At 70.1% G+C, this 10,408-nt stretch carries 10 protein-coding genes; 7 read left to right on the plus strand and 3 right to left on the minus strand.

The features are described from left to right. The 6 genes from ACTNB2_RS08595 to ACTNB2_RS08620 form a co-directional block, all read left to right on the plus strand. On the plus strand, positions 1 to 1,059 hold a 1,059-nt coding region (locus tag ACTNB2_RS08595; protein ID WP_441045756.1), incomplete at its 5' end, for an NlpC/P60 family protein. 30 nt (positions 1,060 to 1,089) lie between these two features. After that, positions 1,090 to 1,788: a hypothetical protein gene (locus tag ACTNB2_RS08600; protein WP_441042580.1), complete on the plus strand. Its 699-nt coding sequence runs from the start codon at positions 1,090 to 1,092 to the stop codon at positions 1,786 to 1,788. 2 nt (positions 1,789 to 1,790) lie between these two features. Beyond that, the gene (locus tag ACTNB2_RS08605) at positions 1,791 to 2,792 is read left to right on the plus strand and encodes a conjugal transfer protein TrbL (RefSeq protein WP_441042579.1); all 1,002 of its coding nucleotides are present in this window, start codon (positions 1,791 to 1,793) and stop codon (positions 2,790 to 2,792) included. A gap of 109 nt (positions 2,793 to 2,901) precedes the next feature. Beyond that, positions 2,902 to 3,360, plus strand: a complete 459-nt coding sequence (locus tag ACTNB2_RS08610) for a hypothetical protein (RefSeq protein WP_042433176.1) — start codon at positions 2,902 to 2,904, stop codon at positions 3,358 to 3,360. Between the two features lie 12 nt (positions 3,361 to 3,372). Continuing rightward, positions 3,373 to 6,102: a VaFE repeat-containing surface-anchored protein gene (locus tag ACTNB2_RS08615; RefSeq protein ID WP_441042578.1), complete on the plus strand. Its 2,730-nt coding sequence runs from the start codon at positions 3,373 to 3,375 to the stop codon at positions 6,100 to 6,102. A gap of 72 nt (positions 6,103 to 6,174) precedes the next feature. Continuing rightward, positions 6,175 to 6,906: a class B sortase gene (locus ACTNB2_RS08620; RefSeq protein ID WP_073293306.1), complete on the plus strand. Its 732-nt coding sequence runs from the start codon at positions 6,175 to 6,177 to the stop codon at positions 6,904 to 6,906. Positions 6,907 to 7,111: 205 nt separating this feature from the next. Here the strand turns inward: ACTNB2_RS08620 and ACTNB2_RS08625 are convergent, their stop codons facing one another. From ACTNB2_RS08625 to ACTNB2_RS08635, 3 genes are read right to left on the minus strand one after another with little or no spacing between them, the layout of a single operon-like run. Then, complete coding sequence (locus tag ACTNB2_RS08625) at positions 7,112 to 7,666, minus strand: hypothetical protein (RefSeq protein WP_441042577.1); 555 nt, start codon at positions 7,664 to 7,666, stop codon at positions 7,112 to 7,114. Further along, a complete protein-coding gene (locus ACTNB2_RS08630; RefSeq protein WP_087190419.1) occupies positions 7,663 to 8,934 on the minus strand; it encodes a relaxase/mobilization nuclease domain-containing protein in 1,272 nt (423 codons plus the stop codon). Before ACTNB2_RS08630 ends, ACTNB2_RS08625 begins: the two co-directional genes overlap by 4 nt. Continuing rightward, positions 8,922 to 9,272, minus strand: a complete 351-nt coding sequence (locus ACTNB2_RS08635) for a plasmid mobilization protein (protein WP_441042575.1) — start codon at positions 9,270 to 9,272, stop codon at positions 8,922 to 8,924. The genes ACTNB2_RS08630 and ACTNB2_RS08635 overlap by 13 nt, the downstream gene beginning before the upstream one ends. Positions 9,273 to 9,394: 122 nt before the next feature. Between ACTNB2_RS08635 and istA the strand changes: the two genes are divergently transcribed. Beyond that, a partial coding sequence (gene istA / locus ACTNB2_RS08640) for an IS21 family transposase (protein ID WP_441044928.1) occupies positions 9,395 to 10,408 on the plus strand: 1,014 nt, incomplete at its 3' end.

The raw sequence follows: 10,408 nt of genomic DNA on the forward strand, positions 1-10,408 counted from the left end.
GGCGAGGCGGCCCGAGCCGCGGGGTCGAAGGGCGCCGCCTCCGCGATCGCGGGCGCGGTCTCGGGCGCGGCGCCCGCCCTGCTCGGGGCGGTGGCCGGCATCGTGGCCTTCGTCGCGTGCGCGCTCGCCGTCGCGCAGCTGCTGAGCGCGCTGTTCGGCTTCTGGGACGACGCGGCCTCCAAGCAGGGCCTCGAGGGGCTGCCGCCCTACATCACCTACGAGATGGTCGAGGCGGCGCTCGAGTGCCAGGAGGAGTACGGGCACCCGGCGGGCTGCACCATCGCGCAGATCATCCAGGAGTCCGGCCAGGGCGACCGCATGAGCCAGCTCGCAGAGCGCGACCACAACCTCTTCGGCATGAAGTGGTGGTCGGGCTACGCGGGCTGCCCCGAGGTGGCCGGCAAGGCGAACTGGGCCACCAGCGAGGAGTACGTGCCCGGCGAGCACACCCAGATCACGGCGAGCTTCATCCGCTTCACCGGCGACGCCGAGTGCATCCGCTTCCGCAGCAGGGTCTTCCTGCAGGCGGAGCGCTACTCGGGCAACGCCCTCATCCGGGAGGCGATCGAGAGGCACGACTCGGACAGGATGGCCGAGGGGTTCAAGGACGCCGGCTGGGCGACCGACTCGTCCTACGTCGAGTCCTTGAAGTCGATCATGGCGCAATGGGGCCTCTACCGGCTCGACTCCATGACGGTCGAGGACCTGAAGGACTCGACCGCGAACGGGAACGCGATCGTCGAGGCGGCGTACAGCCAGCTCGGCGTGCCCTACGTGTGGGGAGGCTCGACCCCCGGCAAGGCGCTCGACTGCAGCGGGCTCACGCAGTACTGCTACGCGCAGGCGGGCATCCGCATAAGCCACTACACGGGTTCCCAGTACGAGGAGCTCAGGCGCATACCGCTCTCGGAGGCGAAGCCCGGCGACATCCTCTACCGCTCGGGCCACGTGGCCATCTACATCGGCGACGACAGGTACATACACGAGCCGCGAGCGGGCGACGTGTGCCGCATAGCGAGCGGCATCGGCAGCTTCAGCTGCGCGCTCACCGCGAGATAGGAGAAACCAATGCAGGGAAAGTCAAGGGTCATGGCCGCCGTCGCGGCAGGCGCGCTCACCGTGGCGCTCGGCGCGGGCGCGGCGCGCTGCGCCATCGCCCCGCAGGAAGGCGCGCAGGATAGTCCCCAGGAGCAAGAGCAGCCCGCGGCTGCAGGCGCCGACGCGGCAACCGGGAAGGCCGCCTCGGGCGCCGAGGCGCTCTGGAACACCGCATGGACGGGCGCCGACGACCCGACAGCCACGCTGCGGATCGTCGAGGGCGCCATGGTGGAGAGCGCGGGCGGCACCGAGCGCGCCTGGTTCTTCTCGGCCGAGGAGCCCTCCGAGGCCGGCGGCGTGCTCAGCGTGCCCATCGAGGTCAAGGGAACCGGCGACAAGGCGGGAGGCCTGTCGCTCATCCAGGTCTCGGGCGGCGGGGACGCCCGCACCCTGGCCTGCGACCTCCTGACTCAGGCCTACGTGCCCCAGAAGGCGCAAGACGGAGCGTTCTCCGTGACCGGCACCGACGGCCGCCTCTCCGAGGCGCTGGGCGCGGATGCCGCCGCCATCGAGGAGGCCGTCGCCGGGAAGGCGGCGGAGGTGTCCCCGCGGGCGACGGGAGCCACCTGGGACAAGGAGGTGTGGCTCGACTACGCCGGGAACGTCGCGTCGACGACCTTCACGCTCGACGACCCCGCCTCGACGGTGGTCACCGTGGTCTCGCGCGGCGGCTCGCTGGAGGCGATGTAGCCGTGCGGGCGCTTGAATCGCGACGCCGGAGGGCCTTCGCCGTCTCCGCCGCGGCGGCGTTCGCCCTCTGCGCGCTCCTGCTCGTCCCAGCGCAGCCGGCATACGCCGACATCGCCGGGGACGTCAACGATTGGCTGTGCGGCCTTCTGCGCGACTGCTGCAACTGGATGTTCAAGGCGCAGACGGGCGTGCTCGGGTCGATCGGCGCGAACGGGATCCTCTCGGCCGACTTCGCGCACATGCTCACGAGCTCGAGCGACCTGACCATGCACGACGTCGCCCGCGGCGTGTGGCAGGTTGCCATCCTGCCGATCGGGTGCGGGGTGCTCGGCCTGGTCTTCACCCTGAAGCTCATCGAGATCTCCCAGCGCATGGACGGCAGCCAGAGCCTTCCCGGCGTCAAGGAGGTCGTTTTCCTCCTCGTGTTCTTCGCCGTGTTCCTGTTCCTCATACAGAACAGCTTCGACCTGATGGCGTCGATCTACGAGGTCTGCGGGCTCGCCATCGACCGAGTCGAGGCGCTCTTCGGCGCCGGAGGCGCGCTCGACCTGCCCGAGGTGTCCGTCGTCACCACCGACGACGACATCCCGTCGCTCATCGCCATGCTCGTCGTGAGCCTCATCAGCTGGGTCGTGGTGCTGGCGGCCTACGTCGTCGCCCTCGTGGTCTGCTGGGCCCGCGCGCTCCAGCTCTACATCATGGCCGCGTTCGCCCCGATCCCGCTGGCGTTCCTCGGCATGGACGCCACGCGCCAGATAGGCCTTGGCTACCTGAAGAGCTTCGGGGCGGTCTGCATCGCCGGCGTCATCATCCTCGTGCTGCTCATATCGTTCCCGCTCGTGCTCGGCGGGCTCACCGGGGCGAACCCCGGGACGGGCACCCCGGCCGACGCGGTCGCGAACGGGCTCACCTACGCGCTGCAGTACCTGGCCATGTGCGTGCTGCTCATCCTGGCCCTCGTGAAGAGCGGCTCCTGGGCGCGCGACATCGTGAGCGGCTTCTAGCGGAAAAGCGAGGAAGGGGGCGGTCGCCATGAGATAGGGGCGCCGCGCCGGGGCACGCGTCCCGGCGGATGAAGACAAGGACCGATTGAAAACGAAAAGGAGGAAAGACATGGAAGAGAGGAAGAACGTGTACCTCTCGCTGCACAAGAGCTTCGTGCGCGAGGGAATCGAGTACACCGACCGCGCGACCGGCGAGGCCAGGACCTTCAACTCGGCGACCCTTCCCAAGGGCACCGTCGTCGACGGCGTGGACGTGGGAGGCTACGAGTTCAGCCCCATGTTCGTGAACGAGAGCCGCTTCAAGGGGGCCGACTTCCGGGACATACCGCTGCTCGCGAACCGCGAGGTGTGGCTGAGGAAGACGGTGATGGGCCCGGACGGCCAGCCCGAGCTCGACGAGGGCGGCCGCGCGGTCAAGGACACCGTGAAGGTCATGCCGGCGCAGCTCAAGGAGGCCGTTGACGCAGGTCGCTCGCGCTACCTCGCGGAGCGCGCCGAGCACGCCCGCCAGGCGAGCCGCGCCGCCGAGCACGAGGCGCCCCGCGCACAGCGAAGCGTCGAGAGATAGGGAGGCGGAAAGATGAACGCAGCGAAAGACTGCACCCTGCAGGAAAAGCTCCTCCGATGCGCCATGGCGCTCATCCTTGCCGCGGGGGCGCTGCTCGCCTCCGTGGCGGCCTCGCCCGCCTACGCCGCGCCGAGCACGGTCGACGTGTCCATCGGCGGCAAGATCCCCTACGGCGGCTTCGCCACCACGTGGATGAGCGCCGACGGCAACATCGCCTACTGCGCCGAGCCCTCGTCCCCGACGCCCGCGCCGGGCTCCTACTCGACGAGCCCCGTGCCGAGCGGCGACGTGACAGCGGCGATCTGGTACTCGTTCGGCTCTCCCGGCTTCGACGCGTCGATGTTCCCGGGCAGCTGGTACGACGGCGGCGGCTGGGACGACGCGAAGTACGCCGCGGCGAGCCATGTGCTCATCGCCTACGCCTACTCCGGGTCCGAGTCGGCTGCCACGCACGGCACGAGCGCCGAGTTCGCCTCCTGGGCGAAATCCGAGCTGATCGGCGGGACCTTCGCCAAGATGAAGGCGGGCGCCGGCAAGGTCTCCGCCGGGTTCGAGGCGTTCTGCGTCAGGACCGGCGGAGGCTCCCAGACGCTCGTGAGCTTCAGCTGGTCCGCAGGCGGCGTCAAGGTCGCCAAAGAGGACTCCGAGGCGGGCGCCGAGCCCCAGGGCGACGCCTCGCTCGACGGCGCGAGCTTCTCAGTCGTGAACGAGACCGGCCGGTACGTGCTGGTCGGCGGCAAGTACTATGCCGACGGAGAGGTCTGCGCCACGATCAAGACCGCGCCCGAGGACGGGTCGCACGTCGCCGCGACCGGCGCCGACGCACTTCCCGCAGGCAATTACCGCATCGTCGAGTCCGGCGCGCCCGAGGGCTACGACGCCAGCGGCGCCCCCGTCGCGTTCGCCGTGAAAGCCGGCGAGGTGCGCGACCTCACGGGCGACCCCGTGACCGACGAGGTCTTCCGCGGCGGCGTGCAGGTGACCAAGTCCGACAAGGAGCTGCAGGCGTCCGAGGCGCTCGCGGGCAGCGGCCACAAGGAGGCGCCTGGCGAGCACCCCGGCCTCGACGGGATCGAGTTCACCGTCACGAACCGCTCGGCGCACAAGGTCCTCGTTGACGGAGAGTGGCGCGAGCCGGGCGAAGCCGTGGCGACGCTGACCACCGCATGGAACGACGAGGCCGGCGCCTACACCGCGCAGACCGCGGCCGACGCCCTTCCGTACGGGACCTACGACGTGCGGGAGACGGCGACGAACGGGAGCTACCTGCTGACCGACGGCGAGCCCCGCACCTTCGAGGTCCGCGCCGGCGGCGAGATCGTGTGCGCCTCCGCGGACGGCGCCGCGCTCGAGTTCCGCGACCAGGTGGTGCGCAACGACCTCGAGCTCTCCAAGAAGAGCGAGTCCGACAACGCCGGCCTCATGGTCCCGTTCGCCATCGAGAACGCGGCCACCGGCGAGACTCACGTGCTGGTCACGGACCGCAACGGCGACGCGTCGACCGCGAGCAGCTGGAACAAGCACTCGAGGGACACCAACGCCAACGACGCCCTGCTCGGCCATGAGGGCCCGATTGCTGTCGCCGACATGGACCCGAAGGCCGGCATCTGGTTCTCGCTCGGCGAGGACGGTTCCTCGGCGCCGGTCGACGACTCGCTGGCGGCCCTGCCGTACGGCGCCTACACCATGACCGAGCTGCGCTGCGATGCCAACGAGGGCCTCGAGCTCATCACGAGGAGCTTCTGGGTCGATCGCGACTCGACGGTCGCGAAGGCCGTGTGGATGGGCCTCGACGACCAGGAGAGCCCGCGCATCTCCACCACAGCAAAGGACGGGGCGGACGGCGACAAGGACGTCTCGGCCGACGCCGAGGCCAAGGTCGTCGACGCGGTGGCCTACGAGGGGCTGAAGGCCGGCGAGGAATACGAGCTCTCGGCGACCCTCGTCGACAAGGCGACCGGCGAGCCCGTGGCCGACGCCTCGGGCAAGCCCGTGGGGGCCAAGGCCGAGTTCGCGCCCGCGATCTCGACGGGCAGCCAGGACGTAGAGATCTCCTTCGACGCGAGCCTGCTCGGCGGCCGCGACCTGGTCGCGTTCGAGAGCCTACGCAAGGACGAGGCCGAGGTGGCGTCGCACGCGGACCTCTCCGACGAGGGCCAGACAGTCCACGTCGCCGTCGAGGTGGGCACGCAGGCGGCCGACGCCGCCGACGGCGACCAGGTCATCGAGGCCGGCAAGGCCAAGGTCATCGACACGGTGGCCTACAAGGGCCTCGTCCCCGGCGAGACCTACATCGCCGTGGGCACGCTCATGGACAAGGGCACCGGAGAGCCGTTCCTCGACAAGGACGGCAACGAGGTGACCGCGCGCACGCCCTTCGAGCCCGAGGCACCCTCCGGCACCGTCGAGGTGACCTTCGAGTTCGACACCGAGGGCCTGGCCGAGGGAGACGAGCTCGTCGTCTTCGAGAAGGTCCTGGACTCCGCCGGCAACGTCGTGGCGGCCCACGAGGACATCGACTCCGCCGAGCAGAGCGTCGTCGTGGACAACCCCGGCACGCCCGAGGTCCCCGAGGAGCCCTACGCCAAGACCGGGGCCGACGCCCCCGACGGCACCGGCTACGCCGTGGCCGCGGGCATCGCTCTGGCAGCTGCGGCGGGTGCGGGCGGGGCGCTCGCGTACCGCAAGCGCAAGACGGCCGGCGCAAGCAAGGACGCGGCAGACGAAGAGCCGGAAGAGTAGCGGCGCCGCATCGATACCGAACCGGAGGCCCTGGGCGCTCGCCCGGGGCCTCCCCTGCGAACGGGGGAGGACATGAACAAAGGGAAAGCCGCCACGGCGCTCGCCATTGCCGTGGCATTGCTGGCGATGGGGGCGCTCGCCGTCCTGCCGCTGTCCGAGAGGAACCCTTACGAGGTGCACGAGGTGCCTACTGCGGAAGAGGACGCGACAATGGAGGCTCAAGAGACGGGAGGCGGCATCGACTGGGACGCCCTTCCCGCCTCCGTCGTCGCTTGGGTGCGCGTGCCGGGCACGACCGTCGACTACCCGATCGTCCAGGGCCGGCCCGAATCGCCCGACTTCTACCTCACGCACGACGCCGGCGGCGAAAGATCCGCGTGGGGCGCTCCCTACATAGATGCCGGGTGCGCGCAGGGTGCCGAGAGCCCGCTCGTCATCGTCTACGGGCACCACATGTCCGACGGCACCATGTTCGCGCCGCTCGCGCAGTACTCGTCGCGCGACTTCGCCGAGGGGCACCGCACCATCCGGGTCTACACCCGCGAGAAGGCGATCGAGCTCAAGGTCTTCGCGGCCGACGTGGTCGACGCGAGCTCGGAGGGCAAGCGGACCGACTTCGCCGACGCGGCGGAGCTCGCCGCCTACCTCGGGGACAAATTGTCCCGGTGCGAGGTCGTCCTGGAAGAGCCGGCGGACATCGCGCAGGCCTGGGCCTTCGTGACGTGCAGCTACCAGACGAGCAACTCGCGCACCGTCGTCTACGCGAAGGAGGTGGAAGGATGGGATTCGCGCCCTTCGGAATAGGGCTCCTCATGGGGCTCCTCACGCTCACGGCCTACGCCTGCTGCGCAGCCGGCGACGACGACCGGGACTAGCCGTGAGAAATCGAAATCGCACAACGGAAAGAGGCGGGCAATTGCCCGCCTCTTCTCACATCACCCACTTGAACACGGCACGGAACAGCCAGACGAAAAAGCCCAGCGTGACCTTAAGCGCCGCCATGAGGAACCTACCAAGCCTCTTCATCGACGTCACCCCAATCTTCCTTGACCTTGCGGGCGCCCTCGTCGGCGCCCTCCTCCTTCTCTTGCGCGAGCAGCCTCGCCAGCTCGTCGGGCACGCCCGGGACCTCTGCCCTCCCCAGAGCGCGCTGCAGGTCCCTTATCTGCGATTTCAGCGGTTTTGAGGGAAGGCCCACGTGCTCGCGGTAGCAGGCGTCGATCGCGGCCGCGTCGCACAGGAAGCCCCGCACCCGGGCGAACGCCTCGTCGCCGTCGAGCAGGACGCGGCGGGCTCGCCCCAGCTCGGCCTCCGAGGCCAGCATGAAGCGCCAGCCACGGGACCTGCGCGCGGCCGGTATCCCGTCCGCGGGCGCGTCGGCGCGCCAGTCGTCGCGCACCTGGTGCCAGTTCGCCGTGAGCCAGAGCCCCTTCTCGGGCTCCTCCCGCATCTCGAGCTCGAACTCCGTGAGCATGTTCGCGCCGGAGAACGGCGACCCCTCCGTGAACGAGAGCGTGTCGAACAGCGTCGTCCTGCCGCCCTCGTACTCTATCCTCACCATCATCTCCGGCCCCTCTCCCTGCGCTGGTCCTGCTGGGCCCGCTGCCGCTCGGCGGCGAGGATGCGCTGTTGCTCGTCCGCTCGGTGGCACTGGCGCGAATTGCCGCTGGCATCGTCGCGCCCTTCACCGTCCCCGTAGCGGGTCTTGAGCGGCATGAGCCCGTTCTCGGCCATGTAGGCGCGGGCGGCCTCGAGGCGACGGTATCCCTCGCCGCCCGCCTGGCCGCGCCGCTCGAGCGTCGCCATCCTGAGCCCGAACTCCTCGATGGACTCGACGTCGAACTTCGCGCACGTCTCGAGCGCCGAGGAGAGCCTGCTCAGCTCCGAGAGGTCGTTGAGCTCGAGGGCTCGCTCGGCGGCCTCGCGGATCCGCGCGGCGCTCGCGTCCGTGGGGCGGTAGGCGCCTTCGCGCTCGAAGCGCCGGCGCAGCATCTCCTTGCCGTAGACGAACCCCAGGCGCTCGCCGGTTACCTTCTTGGACGGTTCCTCCGCCAGACTGAACACCCAGTCGTCCCGCCGCGCCTTGGCCGAGTTGTCGGCGACGTGCACGCCCAGGGCGTCGAGGATGCCGAGGAACTCCGCCTCGTCGCGCGCCGTGGTCTTAGCGAGCGCGACGCGGGCGCGGATGTCGCCGACCCACGAGTAGCCGCCCGAGCGCATGATCTCCTTCTCGGCCCGGCCCAGGTAGACGCTCCTGCGGCTCCTGGGCCCGCCCGCACCTGCCCGCCCGCGCGCCTTCGACGGCGATTCGGGCGCCCGGTCGTTGGAGAGCCCCGACAGCCCGCGCTCGCGCGCCATGTCCTGCAGGTCTCGGTTGAGGTCCTCGGGGTGCTGGGTCTGCATGCGGTAGCCGGTGCGGAGGTTGGCGTTGTTCACGACGATGTGCGCGTGCGGTATGCCGCGGGCGTTGTCGTCGTGGTAGACGATGGCGATCTCGTGGTCGCCGAAGTGCCTGAGCGCCCACGAGCACGCGAGCTCGCGCAGCGTCGCCAGGTCGATGTCGTCGCCGGGGTCCGGCGAGAGCACGAAGTGCTTGAACGTGCGCGCGGGCTTACCCCTCCAGGGTGCGTCCGTGCCGAACGCGGCGCGCGTGGCGTCCATCTCGGCGTCCCAGGCGCAGGCCTCCTTGGCGTCTTCCCCCAGCGCGCCGGCGTCGCGCTCGTCGTAGCTCAGGTTGAACAGGTCGCGCGCCAGGGCGCGGCCTCCCTTCTCGAGGTAGCGGCGGATGCCGCCCGTCGAGCCGTGGCCGCTTATCGGCTTCAGGATCGGCATGGCGAGCCCTCCACGAGCGAGTCGGCGCCGATGCGACCGAGCTCCGCCGCCATCTCTCGGGCCGCGGCGTTCACGTCGGCGAGCTCGCGCTCGATCGTCGGGATGCTATCCGCGACGAGGTCGCGGTCGACGTGCCCGTGGCGGGCGTGGAAGTTGATGATGTTCATCGCGTGCACGGCCTGGTTGTAGTGGTAGCCCCACTTCGTGAGCTCGCGCGACATCGCCCACAGGGCCCTGCGGTCCACGAGTATGCGGTGCTCGTCTCCCGCGTTGGCCTCAGTCGACAGCGGTATGCGCACGAGGTAGCGCAGTGTTAGCGCTAATCTAAAATTGACCACTTTCGCAAACGCATCTCGCCGAATGCGCTAACGCGCTTTCGCCGGCCCCGCTAACGCACTTTCACCAACTGCGCTAACGGAACTATGCTCCGATCGGGTATCCGACCCGGGAGGAGCGGGATATGGAGCGAAACGTAATGGGAGAGCTGAACGTCTACAGGGGGTCCGGCGCGAAGCCGAACTTCAGCGAGATCGCGAGGAGGCACGGCATGGACCGGCACACGGTCGCCAAGTACTGGCGGGAGGGCGAGTCCGCCGCCGACGGGAGGTCCGCGAGGGGCAGCGCCTTCGACCCGCTCGAGGAGGTGATCCGCGCGAAGGCCCAGCTGCCCGGGATGACCAAGATGGCCGTGTACGCGTTCCTGCGCGAGGGCCGCGGGGAGGGGCTGCCCGGGTACGGCGCCTTCACCGCGTGGTGCCGGGCCCGCGACGTGCCCTTCGGGGGCGCGGGCGGCCGCGAGCCGCACCCGCGGTTCGAGACGCCCCCGGGCAGGCAGCTGCAGTTCGACTGGAAGGAGGGCATGAGGCTCGTCGACTCGGAGGGCGAGGTCTTCGAGTTCAGCGTGTTCACCGCGACGCTCGGCTACTCCCGGAAGCACCGCTTCATACCGGTCAGGAGCCGCACGCTCGACGACCTGCTGTCCTGCCTGCTCGCCACCTTCACCCGCCTCGGCGGCGTCCCGGAGGAGTGCATCACGGACAACATGTCGTGCCTGGTGACCGTCTCGGGCCGCAGGAGGACCAGGCAGGAGAGGGCGTGGCGGTTCGCGCGGGAGGCCGGCTTCGAGCTCAGGCTCTGCGCGCCGCGCTCGCCGCAGACCAAGGGCAAGGACGAGTCGGCCAACCGCTTCCTGAACCGCCTGCTCGCCTACGGCGGCGAGTTCACCGGGTGGGGCGGCCTCGCCGGGGCGGTGGCCCGGGTCGAGGCCCAGGCCAACTCGGAGCCGAACCGCACCACCGGCCTGCCGCCCGACGCGCTGTTCATGCGGGAGAAGGAGTGCCTGCGGCCCATCGGGAACCTCCGGCTCCTCGAGTCGATGGTGGGCGACGTGAGCGTCCAGACCGTCCCGCCGACCATGCTCGTCAGGGCCGCCGGCAGGGAGTGGTCCGTGCCCAGGCGCTGCATCGGCCGGCGC

Origin of the sequence: Collinsella sp. HCP28S3_G2 (assembly GCF_052065125.1) — a bacterium.
Lineage (GTDB): Bacteria > Actinomycetota > Coriobacteriia > Coriobacteriales > Coriobacteriaceae > Collinsella.